Origin of the sequence: Acetobacter musti (assembly GCF_011516835.1) — a bacterium.
GTDB classification, from domain to species: Bacteria; Pseudomonadota; Alphaproteobacteria; order Acetobacterales; family Acetobacteraceae; genus Acetobacter; species Acetobacter musti.
In genome coordinates this window covers 131,982-152,935 of record NZ_WOTB01000010.1, presented here as the reverse complement: position 1 = coordinate 152,935, position 20,954 = coordinate 131,982, and the positions used below count along the sequence as shown (strand labels likewise).

Below are 20,954 nucleotides of genomic sequence, written 5' to 3'. Positions count from 1 at the left end.
TGGCCAGTGGCTTCTGAAAGGCCACATCAACAGGCCTTACAGAAGACCGCACACGATCACACGTCAATATGGGTCAGAAAACTCTTGCATAACGGACGGCAACCACAGAAGAAATCCGAACAGGTCGTCCGTTGTCTCGCCGTCCGCCAGTTTCCGGATGGAGGTCCACCGGCACCAGATGCCGGCGAAGAACGCCAGTGGCACGCCGTCCTGGCGCTCAAACCAGACTGGCCGGGAGGTGCCATCCGGCAGGCGTTCGGGTTCGGAGAAGGCGGTCAGGGGGACGAGGCAGCGGTGTTCGACGCTTTCCCATCGGCGCCACCAGGGAGATTTCGTGTTCCGGATATTGGTGACGCCCCGGTCGGTGCGGCCTCTCAGCAGGGAGGGTGGTGTCGGCATGCCCCAGCGGGCCATGATCAGTTCTCGGCCTTCCGGCGTGTTGCGCACGACCGGCGCCATTGTGTTCGGGTAAATACCTTCCAGCGGCTGGAGGTTTCCGGTCCGGTCCAGGAGAACCCGCGCGATGTCGCGGATTTCGTGCTGGGTGGAGAGCATCTGGTAGAGGTTGCACATGGTGGTCGCCTGCTTTGCTTCCCGGTCGGTCTTAGGGGCTGCTTCAAAAGTCTTCTTGTGAAATCCTTTGAATTATAAAGAAGTTTCTGGCCGAGTTTTTTTTCAGAAAGATTCAGAATACGCCGCCTTTCTGGAAAAAGGCGGCACCCGGAAACTTTTGTTTTCTATTTTCTATTATGAAGTGTGGGCGAGTTTTCGGGCCAGGGCGGAGGCGGCGCCGAACAGGCCTGGTTCAGGGTAATGGATCATTCTTACGGGGATTTTGCGCATCATTTCCTCGAAGCGGCCTTTTGCGATGAAGCGGTCGGCGAAGCCGGAGGTGGGCAGGATGTCCATCAGGCGTTTTCCGAGGCCGCCGGCCACGACGACGCCGGTGGCGCAGTGGGCGAGGGCCATGTCGCCGGCGAAACCGCCGAGGGCCTGACAGAACAGGCTCATTGCTTCTCTTGTCAGCCGGTCATGTCCTTCCAGGGCGAGGGTCCAGAGCTGTTTGTCGCCGAGGTCGCGCCAGGCTTCGCCTGTGTCCTGGGCGAGCTGGGCGCAGAGGGGGATGATGCCCGGGCCGGAGATGATCCGTTCCGCCGAGACGCGGCCATGCACGGAGCGCAGGCGGTGGAGGAGGCGGTCTTCGAAATCGTTGAAGGGTGAGAAGCCTGTATGGCCGCCTTCCGCGCCGCAGACGAGGGTCTGGCTGCCGCGCCGGATGATGCTGGCGGTGCCGAGGCCGGTGCCCGGTCCGATGGCGACGATGGTGCCGTCCGCGGGCAGCGGGCGGTCCGGGCCGCAGAGATGGGGCAGGCATGTGATGTCGAGGCTGGCGATGGCGTGGGCGACGGCTTCGAAATCATTGAGGAAGAGGGGTGGTTCGATGTTCAGGTCGCGCGGCAGGTCGGCGGGGACGACGATCCAGGGGTTGTTGGCCATGATCAGCACTTCGCTCTGGATGGGGCAGGCGAGTGCGATGGCGACATGGGCGGGGAGGGGGCGTCCCGCCTGTCTGCCGAATGCGTGCCATGCGTCCTGCAATGTGTCGTGGTCTGCCACGCGCAGGATGAAAGGGTCTTCCAGGGAGGTGACGGTTCCGTTTTCGACGCGGGCGATGGCGAATCGCGCATGGGTGCCACCGATATCGGCGGCGACGATGTCCTGGGGCGCCGCACTGGTGCCGGACGGTGTTTCTTTCCGGCTTTGATCCTGTTCCGGTTTCTGAGCCGAATTTTGCATGAATCGTGTCCCTGGTTCGGAGTGGTCCTGCGGGAGCCGGCTCGTGGCTTCTGACTGCCGGTCGGTTGTCTCCCCTGCGGCGGCCGGGGGTGACGAGGGAGTTTTCTGAGATTGTGGGGCGGGCGTCGGGTCGGTGGAGCTGAAACGGTGAAAGGCCGGGCGAGGATGAAGGAGCGACGGGTCACATTTAAGCGTGCGGATGGGGTGGCGGGAAGGGGCGCCGGGGGTGTCAGCTCAGGGCGCTGCCCTGAAACCCGCGAAGGGGCGCGGCCCCTTCGATCCCTTTATTTAAAACAAATCAGGGTGCAGGGAGCCGCGCTCCCTGCCGGGGTTCGGGGCAGCGCCCCGTGAGATCTGCCTGCTTTGGCTGGCATTCTGTCCGGGACTGGCCCGGGTTCTGATGCGGGAGTCTCAGTCGGTGGAGGGATGCTGATCGGCGCTGATCCGGCGCATGATGGCTTCGCGCAGGGGGCGGGGGGTGAGGCGGTCGATGAGGCGCAGGGCGGAGAACGGCCAGGGGAAGACGATTTCGTGGCGGTTCTGTTTCAGGGCGCGGATGATGTGGCGGGCGGCGGTGTCGGCGGAGACGAGGAAGGGCCTGGGGCCGATGATGCGCCGGCTCATGGCGGTGTCGACGAAGCCGGGGGCGATGAGGGTGACGCGGACGCCGAGGGGGGCGAGGGCGAGGCGGGTGGAACTGGCGAATCGGGCGAGTCCGGCTTTCGAGCCGCCGTAGCCGGCGGCGAAGGGGAGGTCGTGACTGGCGGCGACGGAGCCGATCAGGGCGATGGCGCCGCCGCCGCGCTGCTGCATTCTGTCCGCTGCGGCCATGGTGAGGGCGGCGGGGGTGGCGTAATTGACCTGGGCGAGCCGGAGCACGGTTTCGGCCTGTTCGGTTTTGTCGGCTGCCCGTTTCATGTCCGACAGGCCGGCGGACAGGATGACGGTGTCGAAGGGGGTGGCGCTGTCGTCGTCGCGGAAGTGGCGGATGGCGGCTTCGCCGTCTGTGAGGTCGATCTGGCGGGTGAAGGCGCGGGCGCCGCGCTGCCGGCATGAGGTGGCGAGGGCGTCCAGACGCTCTGGGTTTCGTCCCCAGAGCATCAGGGTCCGGCCTGGTGCGGCGTAGCGGAGGGCGAGCGCCTGGCCGATGCCGCCAGAGGCGCCGGTGATCAGGATTGCGACCGGAGCGTGGACTGATTTGGTTCTGCGGGTTGAGCCTGTGAGCCTTGTGAGGATATGTCGTCCCCTCGTCAGAATGCGGTTGCGTGTCATTGCGTTGGCAGCGGTGTCGTTCAACGGTATGTCCATGCCACAGATCCGCCCTGGACGGGGCGGATGTCCGCGTGCGGAATTGCGCGCGCTTTCAGGGAGAGTTCATGACCCAGCCGGCGCGCATTGTCATCACACCGGTCGGGGGATTCCGCCAGCTTTCGACATTTATCCGTCTGCCGCGCAGGCTTTATGCGGGGATGCCGGGCTATGTGGCGCCGCTGGACATGGAGCAGCGCACGCTGCTCGATCCGAAGCATTCCGCTTTTTTCGGCCATGGCGAGGCGCAGTATTTTCTGGCGTATCGTGACGGGCGGCCGGTGGGGCGGATCTCCGCGCAGATCGATTTTCTGACGCGGGAGGTCTCGGAGGAGACGGGGCTGACCGGGCGGACGGGATTTTTCGGCGCGCTGGATGTGACGGACCCGGAGGCGGTGCCGGTTCTGCTGGAGGCGGCTGCTGACTGGCTGCGCGAGCGGGGCATGACGGTGATGCTGGGGCCGTGGACGCTCAACAGCAACGGCGAATATGGCCTGATGATCGAGGGGCAGTCGGCGCGGCCGATGGTGATGATGCCGTGGCATCCCGTCTGGCTGGACAGCGCGGTCCGGGCTGCGGGTCTGACGAAGGCGATGGACGTTCTGGCCTATCATATGGAGATGGGGCCGGAGGCGGAGGCGGCGCATATTGTTCCGCGGGCGCTGAAGGTTGGCGAGGGGCGGCTGGGCGGTCTTTCGGTGCGGCGGCTCGATTCGGGCAATCTGGTGCGGGACGGGGAGATTCTCCGGGATCTTTATAACGGCACCTGGCGCGACACCTGGGGGTTCATTCCCTACACCTCGGATGAGATGGCGGCGATGATCCGCGAGATCCGGCCGATTCTGCGGGACGAGCATTTTGTTCTGGTCGAGCAGGACGGAGAGCCGGCGGGTGTGGCGCTGGTGGTGCCGAACGTGTTCGATGTGTCGGCCGATCTTGGCGGGGCGCCGTCGCCGCTGGGCTGGGCGAAGCTGGGTGTGCGTCTGCTGCGGCATGAGTTCGGGTCGGCGCGGGTGATTCTGCTGGGGGTCAGCAAGGCGATTTCCGGGACGGCGCTGGGGGCGATGCTGCCGGCGCTGCTGATCCGCGAGCTGATGAACCGGGGGAACGAGCTGCCTTACACGCTGATCGAGCTGGGCTGGGTGCTGGAGACCAATCTGCCGATGCGGCGGCTGATTGAGCGGATTGTGCCTGAGCCGTGCAAGCGGCACCGGGTGTATTCGCGGGAGCTGTAGCGGCTGCCGGCCGGGGTAGCCGGGTGGTTACCGGAGCGGGTTCTTTCGGGGCTTTGCCCCGAACCCCGCAAAGGGACGGGTCCCTTTGATCCCGGTTTTGTTAATTAAGGGGTGAAGGGGTCTGCGACCCCTTCCGGGTGCAGGGCAGCGCCCTGCTCTTAAAGAATATAAAGATCAGTTCCGGCAGAGTGATAACTGTCTGTTGATGGGCGGGCACTGAATAGCACACTGATCTTTTATGCATGGACCGCCATGTTTTGTCATTTGTCATCCGGGGATTGCGGGCCGAGTAATAAGGCCTGCCTTGTGCTGTGACTGCTGGATTGGAAAGTGGGGTGAACGCGGTTGGGAAGACTTCAGGCCATTCGCCGTGGTCTGTGAGAAATCTGTTCTGGCTGCCTCATGTAAAGAGCAGTTTCTTTCCTCCCGGCTGGCTCATGTTCTGCGTGCGGACGTGGCTGTCGGTTGCGGTTGCGCTTGCGGCTTCGTTCTGGCTGCAGATTTCCTCTCCCGGTTCATCGGCTGTGACGGTGATGATTCTGGCGCAGCCTCTGCGCGGCCAGATGTTGTCCAAGGCGCTCTACCGGCTTGCGGGAACGTTTGTCGGGGCGTTTGTGGCGCTCGCGATCACGGCCTGTTTCAGTCAGGACCGGGCTCTGCTGCTGGGCGCCGTGGCGCTGTGGCTGAGTTTCTGCTGCATCATGGGAACGCTGGAGCGGGATTTCCGGGCCTATGCGGCGATGCTGGCCGGGTACACGGTGGCTCTGATTACGATCGGGTGCATTGATGCGCCGCAGAATGCGTATGACGTCACCGTCAATCGTGTGTCGGCCATTGTGATTGGCATTGCGGCGACGGCGGCGGTGAACGACGTGTTCGGGTCGCCGACGGCGTGGGCGAAGCTGTGTTCCGGTCTGGACACGGTTGCGAAGGTTGTTGGCCGGATTTCGCGGGATGCGGTGGCGGGGCATTCCGTGCCGGATGTGACGGCGCTGGCGGGGATTGCCGGCGAGATCATGGCGCTGACATCCCAGGTGTCCTTTGCACGGACGGAGATGTCGGACGGGCGGCTGCGCATGATCGGGGCGCGGTCGGCGATGGTGGCGCTTCTGGAGATGATGAACTGCAGCCGGGCGATTGCGATGGCGCTGGAGCGGGGCACGATTGCGCCGGCGGTGATCGAGCGGGTGCGGGCGGCGTTTGGCGACGGGAACGCGGCGATGTCCTCACGCGAGGCGGTGGAGGATCTGGAGCAGCTGGCGCGGGAGACGCATCTGGACGCGGCGGGCGAGCAGACGCGTCTGACGATCGAGGAGGCGTGGTTTGTCGAGCGCACGATGTCTCTGCTGTCTTACTGGCGCTGGGCGAAGGATGGTGTGGACTGCGTTCATAACGGGGGCCGGGCGCGCACGCAGGCGCCGGAGTTCCGGATTGTCTCGCATCAGGACGTGACGATGGCGCTGCTGAACGGGCTGCGGCTTCTGGTCGGGTTTTCGATGGCGGCGGGGCTCTGCATTCTCAGCGGGATTCCCGAGAGCTATGCGGCGCTTTCCCAGACGGCGATCGTGCTCACTCTGGCGGCGACGACCTATAATGTGCGCGCGTTCGGCATGGGGGCGCTGATTGGCATGCCGCTGGCGGTTGTGACGGCGGCGATTCTGAATTTCGGCGTGCTGACGAAGGGATCGGACATGGTCTTCTTCGCGCTGGCGGTTTTGCCGGTGATTTTTGGCGGGTGTCTGCTGCTGCTCAATCCGAAGACTTCGGCGATCGGGTTCAATGCCGGTGTGTTTTTCTTTGTGATTCTCGGGGTTGCGGACAGGCAGAGCTTCGATCCGGCGGCTTTTATCGATCGCAACGAGCAGTATCTGTTTGCGGCGGTGATCATTTTCATTGCGCTGACGCTGCTGATGCCGCCTTCGGCGCGGTCGCGGCGGTTTCGGGTGGCGATTTCGATCGGGCATGATCTGCACCGGCAGTTCGAGGGTCATGGCGAGCAGGCGGGATCGGCGCTGATCAGCCGGCATTATGACCGTCTGACGCGGATTCTGATGTGGAACACCTATTTGCCGCCGGGACGGACGAAGGAGCGCGTTTTCAGGCGGCTGGCCAGTCTGGACGATCTGAACTGCGCGCTGGCGCGTGCGCGGCGGCATCTTGAGCGGGCGGCGACGATTCCGAAGGTGCGCGCGGAGGCGGAGGCGGCGCTGCGCTCGACGATCATTTACAATGTGGAGTCCGCGATCACGCGGATGACGATCCACGCGGATATGCTTCTCGCACTGTCTGTTGATCTGCCTCACGGGGAAATGGCGACCGTGCTGGGCGCGGTGTCGGGTATGGAGGGTGCGATCCGGCTGCTGGAGCGGAACCGGTCGGCGATTTCGCTCTATGACATTCTTCCGGTGCCGGAGATGCGCTGGAGGGCGATGTAGTGCAGCTCAGATCCGTTCTCGATGTGGGCGGCCTGCTGGTGTCGTCTTTCATCGTGCATGTGGGGCTCGGGCTTCTGACGGTTGTCGTTCTCCGGCCTGTCATCACGAAGCTGCGGCTCGACCGCTTCATGTGGAACGTGCCGCTTGCGGAGTTCGGGCTGCTGATCATTTTCACCGGCGTTTACACGATCATGCTCTGATGACGGGCGTGACCGGGAGGAGTGACGGTGTGAGGCAGGGAGCGGAATCCGGGCCGCGGGCGGTGTTGCGGATGGCGCCCGCCGGGATTCGGGCGGGTGAGACGGAGGATTGTATGTCGAGGGGACTGACAGTTGTTTGAGCGGGCGCGCCGGGTTCTTCAGTACACCACGACAGGCATTATTCTGATTATCGCAGCGATTACGGGCTTTGTTCTGTGGGATTACTACACCTCCGCTCCGTGGACGCGGAACGGGCAGGTTCGTGTTCAGGCGGCGAATATCGCGCCGCGCGTGTCCGGTCAGATCATTGCGCTGCATGTTCATGACAATCAGTTCGTGCGGGCGGGGGATGTTCTCTACGACATCGATCCGTTCGATTTTAAGGTGGCGGTGGCGGTGGCGACGGCGGTTGCCGATCAGCGGCGGGCGGACATGGTTCTGAAGGCGGCGCAGCATGCGCGGCGCGACAGGCTGACCGAGGCGGCGGCGTCCCGCGAGGAGAAGCAGATTTACGAGGCCACGGCGCAGGTGGCGCAGGCTGAATATGCGCAGGCTCTGGCGCAGCTTTCCCAGGCAAAGATCAATCTCGACCGTACGCATGTGCGCAGCACGGTGACGGGCAGTGTGAACAATCTGACGATGCGGGTGGGGGATTACGCGACGGCGGCCAAATCCAACATCACGGTGATCGATCAGAGCTCCTACTGGGTGGACGGGTATTTCGAGGAGACCAAGATCGGATCGATCAATATCGGCGACAGGGTGCGGGTGGACCTGATGGGGTTCCGGGAGCCGCTGGAGGGGCATGTGGTCAGCATTACGCGGGGCATTGCGACGGCGAATGCGACGTCGGGTGTTCAGGGGCTGCCGGTTGTCGATCCGGTTTATACGTGGGTGCGTCTGGCGCAGCGCATTCCGGTGCGGGTGCAGATCGACCGGGTTCCGGCGGGTGTGACGGTGACGGCGGGCATGACGGCGACGGTGACGGTTGTGGGCAGCAAGGGGCACCGGGCGCATGACACGCTGCATGATGCGTTCGACCGGCTGCATGACACGGCGTTCGGGGTCGGGGCGGGGACGCGGCGCTGAGGGGCTATCCCTCTGACGAGGGAGTCAGGATCGCGGAGTTGCTGTGGCCGGTCCGGGTTGACGGACCTGCCTGGTGTTACACGGGGAAGATCCGTGGATGGAGAGCGTTGCTTCGGGTGATGGCGGGAGGGTGAGGTCCGGTGGCGTGTCGGCCGTGGCGCGGTGGCTCCGTTTCTGCAGGCGCCGCAGGAGGCTGAATGTCAGGATTGCGGCCAGGCTGGCGAGGAAGATCCCGCCGACAGGCATGCCCCAGACGAAGAGAGTGGGATTTGCCGCCGCGATGATGACGGTGACGCCGACGGTGAGCATGTTCACGGGATCGGAAAAATCCACGGCCTTGTCGGTCCAGAGCCGGATCATGCTGGCGAAGATGAGTCCGAGCACGACGATCATCAGGCCGCCCAGCACCGGGACCGGGATGGAGGTGACGACCGCGCCGAAGAGCGGGGAGAAGCCCAGCAGGATGGCGAAGAGGCCGGCGACGGGGAAGATGGCGGTGGAGAAGACGCCGGACATGGCCATGACGCCGATATTCTCGATATAGGTGGTGACGCCTGTGCCGCCGGCGGAGGCTGCGACGAGTGTTGCTGCCGCGTCGGCTGCGAAGATCCGGCCGGACAGTCTGTCCAGGGGCTGGCCGGTGAGGACGCTGAGGGCTTTGATGTGGCCGAGATTTTCGGCGACGAGAATGATGGCGACCGGAGCGATCATGGAAATGGCGCGGGGGTCGAAGTGTGGCGTCACGAAATGCGGCATGCCGAAGAGAGGGGCGTGCCGGAAGATGCTGAAATCGACCGGCGGCGCGGCGTGGAGCCAGTTGGCGCCGAGGACGTAGGTGACGGAGCCGCAGAATGCCGCGATCAGGAGTGAGGTCTGACGGATGGCGGGCGGGGCGGTGACGGTCAGGACCATGAGGGTTCCGGCTGTGACGAGGCCGCTGATGAGGGAGACTGTGTCGGTCTGGAGACTCTGCAGGGCGGAGGGGGCCAGGCTGAGGCCGATGGAGCAGCCGATGGCGCCGGTGACGGGCGGGGGCATGAGCCGTTCGATCCAGGCGGGACCGGTGGCCATGATGGCCAGTCCGATGGCGCCGTAGAGGATGGCGCAGACGAGGATTCCGCCGCATGCGAGGGCGATCTGGCTGTTCGCGCCGTGGCCGGCATAGCCTGTCGCCGCGTTGACGACGGCGATGAAGGAGAAGCTGGAGCCGAGATAGCTCGGAACACGGCCGTTCATGAGAATGAAGAACAGCAGCGTGCCCACGCCGGAGAACAGCACGGCGACATTCGGGTCGAAGCCCATCAGTCTTGGCACGAGGACGGTCGCGCCGGTCATGGTGATGACGTGCTGGATGCCGAGGAGGGCGGTTCTCGGCCAGGAGAGGCGCTGGCGGGGCAGGACGATCTGGTCGCCGGTGACTTTTGTCCAGCGTAGCATGACCTCTTCCTGTTCCGGCATATGGGTTGTTCTGCCAGCGTAATGCCCGGGCGGGGAAGAGGGCAAGACGGGGAGGCTGCTGCAACGGCGCTGCGGGAGGGCGTCCGGGACGGGCTCAGGGCGGGGGGATGAGTTCGAAGGGCGGGGACAGCGCCTCCGTGTGATGATCGGTGACGTTGGTGTCGGCCAGTTCTAGATTGAAGAAGTTTTCTTCGGTGTCTTTTTCAAACAGGGGGCCGGCATGCCAGGTGCCGCTGAAGAGCATGATGGCGACGCCGGGCGGGATACGGAATGCCCGGATGGCGTCCCGGGCGGGGGTGGCGTCGGGAGAGTCGGGATCGTCGGGGGGCGCTACCGCGATCAGCCAGGGGTTTGTGCCTGCCGAGGCGAGGACCTGAGTGACCTTTCGGTGGCGGGTGATGCGGTCGATCACGTTGCCGCGTCCCGGAATCCGCATGATGTAGAAACGGGGAATGCCTTCGGAGAGGTGGAGCTGTGCGTCCTGGGGGCCGAACGGAACGCCGTCTTCCGCCGGCGGAATCAGGGTGCCGAACGGGGCGAAGGTTTCGGCGGTGATGTCGGTGACCGGGAGGGGAGCGGGTGTCGCCGGGTTGTTTGTTGCCGCAGTGTTCATCTGGATTTCCTCCGATGTCAGGATGTGACGAGGGCGCGGACGCGGTTGCGGAAGGACGGGAGGTCGGCGGAGAGACGCTGCGCCAGTTTTTCGGCGGCGATGGAGAGGCCGCGGTGCCGGCGGCTGTAGAGGCAGAGTTTCGGCGGGCTGGCCTGATGTTCGGCGATGGGAATGAAAACGATCCGGCCTGTTTCGATGTCGCTGATGATTCCGACGGGTGTGCGGATGCTGATGCCGAGGCCGGCCTGGACGAGGCTGGTGGTCATATCCGGGGAGTTGGTGTTGACGAAGGGAGGCTCCTGATCGGTGCCGGCGGGTAACAGGGCGACGCCGCCCAGTCCGATGCGGGAGTGGATCAGGCGGTGCGGGGCGAGATCCTGCAGCGTGACGGTGCGGTGATGCGCGAGGGCGTGTCCTGGCGCGGTGATGATGCCTGCCGGCATGATTTCGGCGGCTTCGGCTTTTATGTCCGCCGGGGCGGGCGGTTCCATCGCCAGGCCGATATCGGCGGTGCCGTCGGTGATCATGCTGAAGATGCCGACGGAGGGACGGACGGTGATGGTGTAGGTGACTTTAGGAAACTCGGCCTGGAATGCGGCCAGGGTTCCGGGCAGGAAATCGCGGCCGATGCCGTCTTCGCAGGCGATGTGGATATGACCCTGTTTCAGGCCGCGAAGGTCGTCGATCAGGGTGGCGGCGGTTTCGAGGTCGTGTTCCACGCGCGTCACGCAGGCGAGCAGGACCTTGCCGGCGGCGGTGAGGGCGACGCCGTCATTGATTCTGTCGAACAGTTTGCAGCCGAGCTGATCTTCGAGTTTCAGGATCTGCCGGTTGACGGATGACGGCGACACGCTGAGCCGGTCCGCCGCGGTGCGCATCGAGCCGGCATCCGCGGTTTCGATGAAGTAGCGGAGCGCTGTCAGGTGGACGTGGAGACGGGGGCGCATGGATTTATGCCGCCCCCGCATGTGTATGTGCATATGCGGGGGTGAGGGCGGGGCGCACCTCGGTCTGCACGAGGCGGAGAGTGCGTTCGGCGTGGGCCGGGTTCATGCCGGGGATATTGACCATGATATCGAGCTGGCTGATGCCGGTGGTGGCGATGTAGTCGGCGAGGGGTGGGATGACGTCGTCGGGCGTGCCGGCGATGAAGTGGATCTGGCTGAGGAGTTCCTGGTGATCGGCGGGGGTTTCCCGGATGAGGCCCCTGCTGACGGCTTCTTTGTGATAGGCCATCTGGCTGAACATCTCATAATAGAGTTCCGCGGCTTTTTCGCTGTCGGCGATGGCCTGGGCGCGGGTGGGCGCGACGCAGACGAGGCGCACGCCGCGTGTGCGGCCCCGGCCGCCTGCCTGCCGGTATGAGCGGATATATCCGGCCTGTGTCACGGCGGGCTCGGCCTGGCCGACGACGAGATTGATATCGGTTTTCGCGAGATGCGCCACCATGCCTTCGTCGCGGGCCGCGGCCCACAGGCGTGTCGTGATGTCGACGGGGGAGGAAGGGGAGACGGGCGGGGTGCCGTCCGGGGCTTTTTCGCGGAGGATGAGGAGCAGTTCGTCGAGGGTTGTGCAGAATTCCGCGATGCGTTCCGCGCGGCTTTTCATGCCGAACTGTCCGAAGCCCGATCCGATGCCGAAATCCACCCGGCCGCCGGTGAGGGCGGCGAGGGTGGTCATTTCCTCGGCGGTGCGCAGGACCGGCGTGGTGCCGAGAATCCGCACGCCGGTTCCGAGCGCGACGGAGCGTGTCTGCGCCGCGACATAGCCGAGAAATACTTCCGTGGCTGAAATTCGTCCCCAGAAGGGTTTGTCCGGGCGCTGATGGTGATGCTCGCCGATCCAGGCTGTGTCGTAGCCGAGCTCGTCCGCCACGCGCACGAGCCGCGCCGTGTTCTGCAGGGCGGTGACGTCGTCGCATCCGGCGGGCGCCCAGCCCTGATCCATGACGCCCATGCGGAGCGGGGTGCGTGCGGTCATGTGGCGATATCCTTCAGGATATGAGAGCTCATTTCGGCGCAAGGGTTTTTTCTGTTCCGGGTCTGCTGATGGTCTGGTTCCGGAACAATGCGGGACACGGATTCTGAGGGAGACGGGGTGTATTCATTCTGAGTCCGGACCGGATGCTAGGAGGCGTATGGTGTGCCGGCAAGACGAGAATACGCTTCATGGTGTTGCGAAAAAGGCTACATGTCCGGATGGCGGTGTTTTCCGGGACGGTGTTCCGGTGTCACGGAGGTGTTTTCTCCGGGGCGCGGCCGGGCGGTTTCGGAATGGCGGCATGTTGTGTCAGGAAGGCAGCGTTTGTGATGGAAGCAGGAAGAGAGAGCCGGATAATGAAACAGTCTTCTCTGATCCCGGGATCGCGTTCTGGCCGGGGATGTGTCCGGCTCTGTGTGGCGGCGGCAGGGGCGTTGCTGGTGGCGTCCGGGGCGGTGTCCGGGGTGGCGCGGGCGGATGACAGTGTGGATCACGGCTGGACGCCGACGGGGAATGTGACGGTTGTCGCGCGGTTTCCCCAGGTGCAGGCGTCGGGGATTGCGCGGCTGCCGGACGGGCGGATTGTGCTGTCGCTGCCGGTGAGCGCGCAGCGTCATGGCGGGCCGGTTCTGGCGGTGTGGACGGGTTCGGGTCTGGTGCCGTTTCCGTCGGCCGGGGCGCAGGGGCGGATGATTTCGCCGCTGGGCATGACGGTGGACGGGAACGGGCAGCTCTGGCTTCTGGACGAGGGGGCGCGGGCGGGCAGTAAGGCGCGGCAGAAGCCGGCGCTGCTGCATATCGATCCAAAGGCGAACCGGATTGTCCGGCGGTATGCGCTGGGTGAGCCGGCGCTGCTGCCGGACAGTCATGTCAACGATGTGCGGGTTGATCTGACGCATGGCGAGGCCGGGACGGCGTATATCAGCGATACGTCTCAGACGACGCATCCGGCGCTGGTGGTTGTCGATCTGGCCAGCGGGCGGGCGCGGCGGATTCTGGCGGAGACGGTTTCGGTGAGTCCGGTGCCGGGTCTGGTGATGGAGGCGGACGGGCGTCTGGGGCGTTATGATCCGGAGCATCCCACGGTGGCGCAGGGTGGCGTGGACGGGGTGGCGCTGAGCGCGGATTCCTCGCGGCTGTACTGGTCGCCGCTGTCGTCCCGTCGTCTCTACAGTGCGCCGACGGCGGTGCTGTCCGATCCGGCTGCGTCCGAAGCTGCGATTGAGGCGGCTGTGAAGGATGAGGGCGAGGTCGGCATCATGGACGGGATGGCGACGGCGCCGGATGGCAGTCTTTATCTGACGGATATTGAGCGTCATGCGGTGGTGCGGCGGGCGCAGGACGGGGCTTTGTCGGTCGTGGCGCAGGACCCGCGTCTGATTGCGCCGGACAGTCTGGCGTTTGACGGGGATTCGCTGTTGCTGACGGTGGGGCAGTGGTCGCGGCTGCCGGTGTTTCATGATGGACGGGACATGCAGGAGCGGCCGTATGTGATGGTGCGGATTGCGCCTCTGACGCCGGCGGCGCGGGGGCAGTGATCTGAGGTCAGGGCGCTGCCCTGAGACCCGCAAAGGGGTGTGGCCCTTTTGGTCCTGGTTTGTTTATGAAGCTGTTTCAAAAATTTTAAAATGCACGAAAATTCTCATAACAGACTGATGATGTTATGGTTTTGTGAGGCCTGCCCATCTGTTCGCTTCAGCCAGGATCAGAATGCGCGTAGCGATAAGTCTTTGAAAAGTTTTTGGGTGCCGCCTTTTTTCAAAAAAGCGGCGTCTCCTGAAGCTTTTTGAAAAAAAATCTTCACCGGAAACTTCTTTATAATTTAAAGCTGGTTTTACGGTGAGGCTTTTTAGGCAGTCTCTGAGGGGGTTAGTTTGGGGGAATCCTGTGCCTGACGGCGCTGCATTGATCCGTCTGTGGTGGTGATTCGTCACTTCCTGTCATGGTTTTCAAAGCTCGGTCGCCACAGTGAACATCATCGCGAACGGCGATCCTATGTAGTACGAGGGCGATGAGCCTGCGATTGTTGAGCCGAATATTCCTTTCGTTGCTTTTGCGTTGGTCTGAAGAGCTGCCGCGCCGGAGAGGTATTTCGCGTTCCCGACATTAATGAAATTCAGTCGGATATTCGGATTTTTCAGATACCAGAGCTGGCTCCATTTATATCCAACACCGATATCGCAGGTTACATATTCCGGAATTTTCTCATCATTCATCAGCGTCGAATATTGCGAGCCGGTCACTTTGATGCGGGCGCTGCCGAAGAAATGGCCGTCATCATACTGAAGACCCACCGCCGCCATCCAGCGCGGGGTCAGAGGCGCATTTTTTCCTTTGGTCTGCAGGTAATCACTGCCCTTCCGGACATTGTTATCAAGCTTCGCATCCAGAAACTCGCCTGAAACATAGGGAGAGAAATGGTGAATCGGCGCCGTTCCAAGCTCGACGTCGACGCCGCGCGTGGTCATGCCGCCGACATTGAGATAGCTCGTTGTAAGAGTCTGCGAATTGCCGACATAGGCGCTTGTCGCGATCTGATGATTGGTGAAATTGTAATTGAAAAACGTAATTGCGCCGCTGATGAACCCGTTGTGGCGGTAACCGACTTCTTCCGAGATGGAATACTCGTTTTTCAGATCGGGATTCCCGACCTGCGTAATGGCTCCCGTCGTTATACTGTACTGATTGAACGCGCTGGTCGTCGCCGGAATCTTGAAGCCCGTTGTGCCGTCGATGAAAACCACATCGTTTTTCGTGATTTTGTAAGTCGCTCCGACCCGTGGCAGCGGAACGGTCGAGTATGTCGAGATTCTGTGCTGCGGACCTGGCATGAAGTCCTTGCCGTTACGGGAGCTGATTACATATTTGAAGCCCGCCTGCAGGAGAAGACGGTCGTTCAGGAGTTTGAGTTCGTCCTGAAGATAGACGGCATTCGTCTGGGTCGAGGCGGCATAGTTGTAAGTTTCGAGCTGCTTTCCGTCGGGAAGACGCAGCGTATAGCCGCCCCACATGCTGGCCGCGGTGCCATCCTCGTTCAGTGCCGTTACCGGGCTGTCGGTGTGATAATACGAATACTGATACCAGTACCCCACTGTCAGAAGATTATGCCCGGTATGGTAGTGAACTTTTCCGTTGAATCCGCTCCAGAGCTCGTGTCCGTTCCAGCCCGACAGGCCGGTAAACTTCCCGTCCTGTGAATAGGGAACATTGACCGCGCCTGGGTAATATTCAGTGCCTCTGTAATTCCCGCTGACGTTATAGGTGCCGCCGCCGGAGAGGTAGCCGCCTCCGTGATAGAAATACGGTGATGCCTCGGCATCGAAATGCTCATCAAGTCTGAAGTGAGACTGCATCGAGAGCAGAAGATGATGGAAACCGAGTTTATTCAGTCTCCAGTAATTCGTATCTCCGAAAGTGTATGAGTTATTGCGGTTATACTGGTCTCCATACTCGTTCCACTGCGCCATCGTCGGTGTCGTATAGCTTCCGCGACGGTCATTGTTGTAAGATCCGGACAGTTTGATGAAATTTTCCTGCCAGTCCTTTCGGAATCCGAAATCGGTATGAACGCGCTGGTTGCGTCCGGCCCCGCGTGAGAGCTTACTGGACAGATAAGACGCCGATACAAACGCCTTCAGGCCGGTATTGCCGATTTCCCCCGTGTCATAGCGCGCGAACTGGCGGTTCGTCTGATAGCTGCCGTAACTTTCCGTCAGCATCGCCCGTCGCCGCTCAGCCGGGTCGCTCATCTGAACCGAGATGATGCCGCCGGACGCCGTTACGACAGGGGCGTCAAGATGCCCCGCGCCCTGATAGATCTCGATCGCCTTCATATTCTCTGAATCGACCCATTCGGAAGAGTTGGCTGTCTGACTTCCGGAATCGTTCATCTGAACGCCCTCGAAGAGATAACCCAGTTCCGTCTGCGCCAGTCCCCGGACGGAAATCGAACTCTGATTGCTCAGCCCGAAAGCATCGCCGGATGAGAAATTTGCTCCTGGCGACATCTGGACAAGCGAAAGCGGGCTCTGTCCTGCGGACTGTTTGCTGATATACTCGGCGGAAACAATGCTCGACGCCTGCGGGGCGGCACTGAACTGCAGCAGTCCGCCGCCATGCATGCGACGTGCCGTGCTGACGCGAACGGTTTCAGGCTGTCCGTCCGCTTCTTTGCTGCGCGGCGGGTGGGGCCTGGTTGCGACTGCGGGCCGCGCTCCGTTCCCGGAAGAGGGGACGGAATGTTTCACCCGCGGCTTGTGACGCGCCGGAGCGCCGGTCGCCGCAACGGCCGTATCGGGTATAAGCATACCTGAAAGAAATGTCGCGCTGCACAATGCAATAACGCCGGAACACAAAGCTTTGCTGACGCCCATTACATGAGTCCCTTCACAGTATTACCGCAGGAAAAGGAAAATTACGAGAACAGAACGAAAAACGAAAAAGAGAAACCGGGTGCAGCGTGGAGGGGCTCCAAATGTAATTTTCAGGAAAGAATCTGACCGGCTTAAATATTACGATATCGAAATAATTACAGGATGGCTGAATATGGGATGTTATGGAAGTGACAGAATGTTTTCTCTCCGAATGACAGGTTTCGTGCCAGGAACACGTAAAGGAAGATCCTGAGCACAGACTCCGCCATCGGAATGCGGGTGCGCTCCGTATTCATGTAGTCCGGAAGGACTGCTCTGGTTTATGAAAGATGTTTTGGAAAGCAGTCCATCTGCGCATCCGTGCGGAGGATGCCTTTCGATCCGGGAAAAGTGGGGCTGTTCTCCCGTATGAAGAATTTCCCTGAAGGTGTCATGCCAGATCTGAAAATTCATTGTCTCTCCAGTCTTCATGACCAGACACGATCTTTGCGATGTCATGGCTCTCTTTTTCATAAATCCGGTCACAGCGGTTTTTTCGTGCTGCAAATCATCGGCAGACATGGCTGCCGGGGCTTCATTTACGACGTGTAAGACGCCTTCTGGTCGTCAATCAGACTGAGCGCCGCGTCCCACGCAATGGAAATAATGTGTTCGCTGTCATCACGTACAAACTGCTGTGCTGTTCGTCTGCATATTTCGTCCGACGGGATGGAAAGTTCGCACCCGCCCGACAGGGCCTGGACCTGAATCTGGCAGGCGCGTTCAAGCATATAGATTTCATGGAATGCGTGTTTCACGCCAGGTCCGCCGGCGAGCAGTCCGTGATTTCGCAGAATCATCGCCCGGTTCGGACCAAGATCGGCAACAAGCCGCTCCCGCTCCTCCGGAGAGAGCGCGATTCCTTCATAAGTATGATAGGACAGCTTGCCATAATACTTGAGAGCATGCTGGCTGATCGGAAGAAGCCCCTGTTTTTGCGCCGAGACGGCGACACCTGCTGACGTGTGTGTGTGAATGACGCATGCCATATCGTCGCGCGCCTGATGAACGGCCGAGTGAATAACAAAACCCGCCGCGTTGATGGCAAGATCCGTAAATGTCATGTCCTGGACGACACCGGATTTATCAACCCGCACGAGATCGCTTGCCCGCATCCGGTCAAACGCCACGCCATAACGGTTGATCAGAAAATGCTGGTCATCACCGGGAATGCGCAGGGACACATGCGTGTCCACCAGATCGGTCATGCGATAGAATGCAATCAGGCGATACAGCGCCGCCAGTTCACAGCGCGCCGTCCATTCTTCAGCAGAATAAGATGTGTGGGTCATCGGGTCAGAGTCCTTTCAGGACAACGGGTTCGGGTGACTCCGCGCAGGATCGGGCCAGACCGGCCACGCCCGCCATGGAACACACCGCCATGGCGGAAAAAAACAGTGCGAGCGGTGTCCAGTCGGTCCTGAACCGCGATGCGATCAGCGTGCCGGCAATCGGCGTCATGCCGGTCACAAGAGAAGCGCTCGTCTGGTAGGCAATGGAAATCGCCGTGTAGCGCACGCGGGCCGGAAACGCATTCGCCAGAAACCCGGCCACGGCAGCGTAAAATGCCGACAGGGAAACAACTGTCGCTGAAATCGCGATGGCGGCTGGCAGGAAACGATGCGTTTCCAGAGCACGAAACATCGGAAACGGCAGGAGAACACAGAGTCCGGCGACAGTCAGAAGAAACCGGATTTCTCCTGTTTTCTGCGCGATCCATGCCGCCAGTGGCTGTGTCAGAAACTGCAGCACCGTCGCGATCAGCATCGCATCCAGCATGAACTGGCGCGATACGTGCATATAAACGGGTGCGTAACCGAGCAGAAACGTGTTGACGAAGAAAAACCCCGCGCTGCCGACGATCACCGCCAGACCTGCATAGAAAATCCGTCCCCATTGCCCGGCAAGCCGGACCGGAAGCATCTCGCGGCTTGTCCGCGATTCCCTGCGCGCGGCAAGAAAATCCGGCGTCTCCTCGACCTGACGGCGCAGAATAAAGCAGCCCAGGGCAATCAGCCCGCCCAGCAGAAACGGAATACGCCATGCCCAGTCCGTAAACGCACTGGTTCCCAGAGCGGTCGCCCCCCGGAACGACGCCAGGGCCATCAGCATTCCCGCGGGACTGCCCAGCTGAGGAAACGAGGCCGCGAAGATTTTCCATCGCTCCGGCGCGTGCTCACTGGCCAGCAAGACCGCGCCGCCCCATTCGCCTCCCACGGCCAGTCCCTGCATAATGCGGAGAAGCACCAGCAGGACCGGCGCCGCAAAACCGATCGACGCGTAGCCTGGCACGAGTCCGATTGCCGTTGTGGCCGCTCCCATCCCCACGACGGTGAGTGTGAGAACTTTCTTTCTGCCGTAACGATCTCCCATCATTCCGCACAGCATTCCGGCAAAGGGGCGCGCCAGAAAACCTGCGGCGAGCGTGCCGTAGGCATTCAGATCCGTTACGAGCGGGCTGGAGGAAGGAAAGAAAACCCTGCCGAGGATCAGAGAGGAGGCGAGGGCGTAGACATAGTAATCATAGAACTCAAGAGCCGTCCCGACGAAGGACGATGCGCATGCGCGTATCATGTGACGGTCTGTTTTCAGCATGACCCGGCTCCCGCTGATGCTCCGCATCCGGTCCGCCCGGCGATTATCGGGCAGGTCTCAGTCATATCGGGATCAGATCGTTTCGGGGAGGTTATTATCGTTATAAGGGACTATTAGTGTCGCTTATATCCTGGAGGGGGAATCTCTCACTCTCCGGAAGACAGGGTTTCGGTCAGCATGCTGATGAAAATTTCTTCCGCTTTTGAGTATCTGGCCTGACGGTTCCAGAGAAAATGGATATTCGCCTCCGCCACGCCCTCATCGGGCGGCAGACGCCAGAGCAGGCGGCGCTCCTCATCCTTGCGGGCAATATGTTCGGGAATGCAGCCAATGCCGAAACCTGCGAGAATGAGACGCCGGACCTCCCGGTAACTGGGAGAGATTCCGGTCGTCTGTCCTGAAAATCCCTTCATATCCCGAAAGAACACCAGCGATGCGAGCGGGCCACCCAGCATCTCCGCCTGAAATGTGACAAAGTCCTCCGTCTGCAGTTCTTCCGGCCGGATATCCGCGCGGCCGAACAGAGGATGATGCGGTCCGCAGTAAAAAGCGTAGCGCTGACGGATGAGCAGAAAATGGCCCAGATTAGGATGCTCGTTTTTCAGAAGTCCGAGACCGATGGCTCCGGTGTTCTGGAGAACCGTATTCACGATATCCTGACTGCTTGCCGGCAGTATCTCAAGTCTGATGCGTGGGTAGCGCACGTGGAACTGTCGCAGGAAAGCATCGTAAGTCTCGCTTTCCACACCGCTGATCGTCAGAAGGCGAACCGTCCCGACTTCGTTTCCATCCGAACCGACGACTGCGTCGCCGATGCCGCGGACTGCGCGATATGTTTCCGAGGCAATCCGGTAGACGTTCTCTCCGGTCTTTGTCAGAACCATCGTGTTTCCCCGCCGCACGATCAGTTTGCAGCCGACAAAATGTTCCAGTCGCCGGAGCGCCTGACTGACGGCTGACTGCGTGACATGCAACTGTATCGCGGCACGGGTCAGATTGCGTTCGAGCGCCACCACCTGGAATGTGCGAAGCAGATTCCAGTCCAGGCGCTCATGCAGTCTGTGCAGCTTCACGGGATCGGGAACGGAATCTTTCTTGCTGCGAGGCCGCTCACTGCTCTTCACCCCCGGCTCCTCTTCTGTCGGGTTGTTCCGGCACTATCATCCGCCTGATGATCCGCTGTCGATATTGCTCATGTCGGTTTCCCTGCATGCAGATCTGCGCCACCCGGACCGGACGGGGTCAGCGGGATTGCTGTGGGGCACGGACAGAGGCCCGTGTTTCTGTTGCGTGGTTTTTCCGGTGTGGATAGGCTGTGTCCGGCTTGATCCGGAGTGGAATGAGTTTGCGGCGAATGTGGGAAACCGGAGCGGGGAAGAGGCTGGCTGTTCTGCTGATGCAGGCGGTGCTGCTTCTGTCCGTGCTGCTGTCGCCCGGTGCGCAGGCGCGTTCTTTGCCGGTGATGCCGGCGGCTCATCATGTAATGGCGATGTCCTGCGGGGCCGGGCATCACCACAGGGCGATGCCGGATAGGGTGATGCCGGAGCAGGGGTGCCATCGGGATACCGGAACGGGGCATGACGGGGATTGCTGTACGCAGAGTGTCTGTTCCGCGACATTGCCGGACGGGTCTTCGGGTGTGCTGGTGACGGCGCGGATGACGGCGGATGTTTCCTGGTCCGGTCCTGCCGGTGCGCAGGTGCGGGGGTTCCGGGCGGCGCCTGATACGCCGCCTCCCCGGCTGAGAGTCTGACGCCCGCCTTTTTGGGCGGTGTGGAATCGGTGTGGCTTCCGGTCAGCGCGGGCTGGCTGAGGGCTCTGTTCCGGCTCTT

General features: G+C 61.8%; 16 protein-coding genes and 1 pseudogene. 6 read left to right on the top strand and 11 right to left on the bottom strand.

Features of this window, described 5'->3' with window-relative positions:
• Positions 1 to 108: 108 nt before the first annotated feature.
• The 3 genes and pseudogenes from GOB93_RS09605 to GOB93_RS09595 form a co-directional block, all read right to left on the bottom strand.
• A pseudogene (locus tag GOB93_RS09605) lies at positions 109 to 573 on the bottom strand (SOS response-associated peptidase family protein); the annotation flags it as partial.
• 174 nt (positions 574 to 747) lie between these two features.
• Positions 748 to 1,797 (bottom strand): glucokinase, encoded by a 1,050-nt coding sequence (locus GOB93_RS09600; protein ID WP_173583278.1) that lies wholly within the window; start codon positions 1,795 to 1,797, stop codon positions 748 to 750.
• Between the two features lie 411 nt (positions 1,798 to 2,208).
• Positions 2,209 to 3,105: an SDR family NAD(P)-dependent oxidoreductase gene (locus GOB93_RS09595; protein ID WP_242010666.1), complete on the bottom strand. Its 897-nt coding sequence runs from the start codon at positions 3,103 to 3,105 to the stop codon at positions 2,209 to 2,211.
• Positions 3,106 to 3,173: 68 nt separating this feature from the next.
• Between GOB93_RS09595 and GOB93_RS09590 the strand changes: the two genes are divergently transcribed.
• The 4 genes from GOB93_RS09590 to GOB93_RS09575 all read left to right on the top strand — a co-directional run bounded on the left by GOB93_RS09590 (position 3,174) and on the right by GOB93_RS09575 (position 8,064).
• Positions 3,174 to 4,340, top strand: a complete 1,167-nt coding sequence (locus tag GOB93_RS09590; protein WP_173583277.1) for a GNAT family N-acetyltransferase — start codon at positions 3,174 to 3,176, stop codon at positions 4,338 to 4,340.
• A gap of 437 nt (positions 4,341 to 4,777) precedes the next feature.
• Entirely contained in the window at positions 4,778 to 6,775 is a 1,998-nt protein-coding gene (locus tag GOB93_RS09585; RefSeq protein ID WP_173583293.1) for an FUSC family protein, read from the top strand.
• On the top strand, positions 6,775 to 6,975 hold the full coding sequence (locus tag GOB93_RS09580; RefSeq protein WP_173583276.1) for a DUF1656 domain-containing protein: 201 nt from the start codon (positions 6,775 to 6,777) through the stop codon (positions 6,973 to 6,975). Before GOB93_RS09585 ends, GOB93_RS09580 begins: the two co-directional genes overlap by 1 nt.
• 132 nt (positions 6,976 to 7,107) lie before the next feature.
• The gene (locus GOB93_RS09575; RefSeq protein WP_173583275.1) at positions 7,108 to 8,064 is read left to right on the top strand and encodes an efflux RND transporter periplasmic adaptor subunit; all 957 of its coding nucleotides are present in this window, start codon (positions 7,108 to 7,110) and stop codon (positions 8,062 to 8,064) included.
• A 24-nt stretch (positions 8,065 to 8,088) separates the two neighbouring features.
• Here GOB93_RS09575 and GOB93_RS09570 read toward each other — a convergent pair whose 3' ends face one another.
• The 4 genes from GOB93_RS09570 to GOB93_RS09555 all read right to left on the bottom strand — a co-directional run bounded on the left by GOB93_RS09570 (position 8,089) and on the right by GOB93_RS09555 (position 12,115).
• The gene (locus tag GOB93_RS09570; RefSeq protein WP_242010665.1) at positions 8,089 to 9,522 is read right to left on the bottom strand and encodes a solute carrier family 23 protein; all 1,434 of its coding nucleotides are present in this window, start codon (positions 9,520 to 9,522) and stop codon (positions 8,089 to 8,091) included.
• A gap of 94 nt (positions 9,523 to 9,616) precedes the next feature.
• Entirely contained in the window at positions 9,617 to 10,135 is a 519-nt protein-coding gene (locus GOB93_RS09565; RefSeq protein WP_173583274.1) for an ureidoglycolate lyase, read from the bottom strand.
• Positions 10,136 to 10,152: 17 nt separating this feature from the next.
• Positions 10,153 to 11,082, bottom strand: coding sequence for a LysR family transcriptional regulator (locus tag GOB93_RS09560; protein WP_173583273.1), 930 nt, complete (start codon positions 11,080 to 11,082; stop codon positions 10,153 to 10,155).
• Between the two features lie 4 nt (positions 11,083 to 11,086).
• Entirely contained in the window at positions 11,087 to 12,115 is a 1,029-nt protein-coding gene (locus GOB93_RS09555; protein WP_173583272.1) for an LLM class flavin-dependent oxidoreductase, read from the bottom strand.
• 356 nt (positions 12,116 to 12,471) lie between these two features.
• Between GOB93_RS09555 and GOB93_RS09550 the strand changes: the two genes are divergently transcribed.
• Positions 12,472 to 13,653, top strand: a complete 1,182-nt coding sequence (locus tag GOB93_RS09550; RefSeq protein WP_173583271.1) for an L-dopachrome tautomerase-related protein — start codon at positions 12,472 to 12,474, stop codon at positions 13,651 to 13,653.
• 411 nt (positions 13,654 to 14,064) lie between these two features.
• On the opposite strand, the gene GOB93_RS09545 is transcribed toward GOB93_RS09550, so the two are convergent.
• The 4 genes from GOB93_RS09545 to GOB93_RS09530 all read right to left on the bottom strand — a co-directional run bounded on the left by GOB93_RS09545 (position 14,065) and on the right by GOB93_RS09530 (position 20,246).
• A complete protein-coding gene (locus GOB93_RS09545) occupies positions 14,065 to 16,488 on the bottom strand; it encodes a TonB-dependent receptor (RefSeq protein WP_173583270.1) in 2,424 nt (807 codons plus the stop codon).
• A 578-nt stretch (positions 16,489 to 17,066) separates the two neighbouring features.
• A complete protein-coding gene (locus GOB93_RS09540; RefSeq protein WP_173583269.1) occupies positions 17,067 to 17,819 on the bottom strand; it encodes a class II aldolase/adducin family protein in 753 nt (250 codons plus the stop codon).
• 4 nt (positions 17,820 to 17,823) lie between these two features.
• Complete coding sequence (locus GOB93_RS09535; RefSeq protein WP_198912685.1) at positions 17,824 to 19,122, bottom strand: MFS transporter; 1,299 nt, start codon at positions 19,120 to 19,122, stop codon at positions 17,824 to 17,826.
• 146 nt (positions 19,123 to 19,268) lie between these two features.
• A complete protein-coding gene (locus GOB93_RS09530) occupies positions 19,269 to 20,246 on the bottom strand; it encodes a LysR substrate-binding domain-containing protein (protein WP_173583268.1) in 978 nt (325 codons plus the stop codon).
• Between the two features lie 215 nt (positions 20,247 to 20,461).
• Between GOB93_RS09530 and GOB93_RS09525 the strand changes: the two genes are divergently transcribed.
• Positions 20,462 to 20,875, top strand: a complete 414-nt coding sequence (locus GOB93_RS09525; protein WP_173583267.1) for a hypothetical protein — start codon at positions 20,462 to 20,464, stop codon at positions 20,873 to 20,875.
• Positions 20,876 to 20,954: the final 79 nt, after the last annotated feature.

Excerpts from the sequence above, each read along its gene's own strand:
- GOB93_RS09540 (WP_173583269.1), bottom strand. The coding sequence starts at position 17,819 with ATGACCCACACATCTTATTCTGCTGAAGAATGGACGGCGCGCTGTGAA.
- GOB93_RS09525 (WP_173583267.1), top strand. The coding sequence starts at position 20,462 with ATGAGTTTGCGGCGAATGTGGGAAACCGGAGCGGGGAAGAGGCTGGCT.
- GOB93_RS09590 (WP_173583277.1), top strand. The coding sequence starts at position 3,174 with ATGACCCAGCCGGCGCGCATTGTCATCACACCGGTCGGGGGATTCCGC.
- GOB93_RS09555 (WP_173583272.1), bottom strand. The coding sequence starts at position 12,115 with ATGACCGCACGCACCCCGCTCCGCATGGGCGTCATGGATCAGGGCTGG.
- GOB93_RS09570 (WP_242010665.1), bottom strand. The coding sequence starts at position 9,522 with ATGCCGGAACAGGAAGAGGTCATGCTACGCTGGACAAAAGTCACCGGC.
- GOB93_RS09565 (WP_173583274.1), bottom strand. The coding sequence starts at position 10,135 with ATGAACACTGCGGCAACAAACAACCCGGCGACACCCGCTCCCCTCCCG.
- GOB93_RS09545 (WP_173583270.1), bottom strand. The coding sequence starts at position 16,488 with ATGGGCGTCAGCAAAGCTTTGTGTTCCGGCGTTATTGCATTGTGCAGC.
- GOB93_RS09600 (WP_173583278.1), bottom strand. The coding sequence starts at position 1,797 with ATGCAAAATTCGGCTCAGAAACCGGAACAGGATCAAAGCCGGAAAGAA.
- GOB93_RS09595 (WP_242010666.1), bottom strand. The coding sequence starts at position 3,105 with ATGGACATACCGTTGAACGACACCGCTGCCAACGCAATGACACGCAAC.
- GOB93_RS09535 (WP_198912685.1), bottom strand. The coding sequence starts at position 19,122 with ATGCTGAAAACAGACCGTCACATGATACGCGCATGCGCATCGTCCTTC.
- GOB93_RS09560 (WP_173583273.1), bottom strand. The coding sequence starts at position 11,082 with ATGCGCCCCCGTCTCCACGTCCACCTGACAGCGCTCCGCTACTTCATC.
- GOB93_RS09585 (WP_173583293.1), top strand. The coding sequence starts at position 4,778 with ATGTTCTGCGTGCGGACGTGGCTGTCGGTTGCGGTTGCGCTTGCGGCT.
- GOB93_RS09550 (WP_173583271.1), top strand. The coding sequence starts at position 12,472 with ATGAAACAGTCTTCTCTGATCCCGGGATCGCGTTCTGGCCGGGGATGT.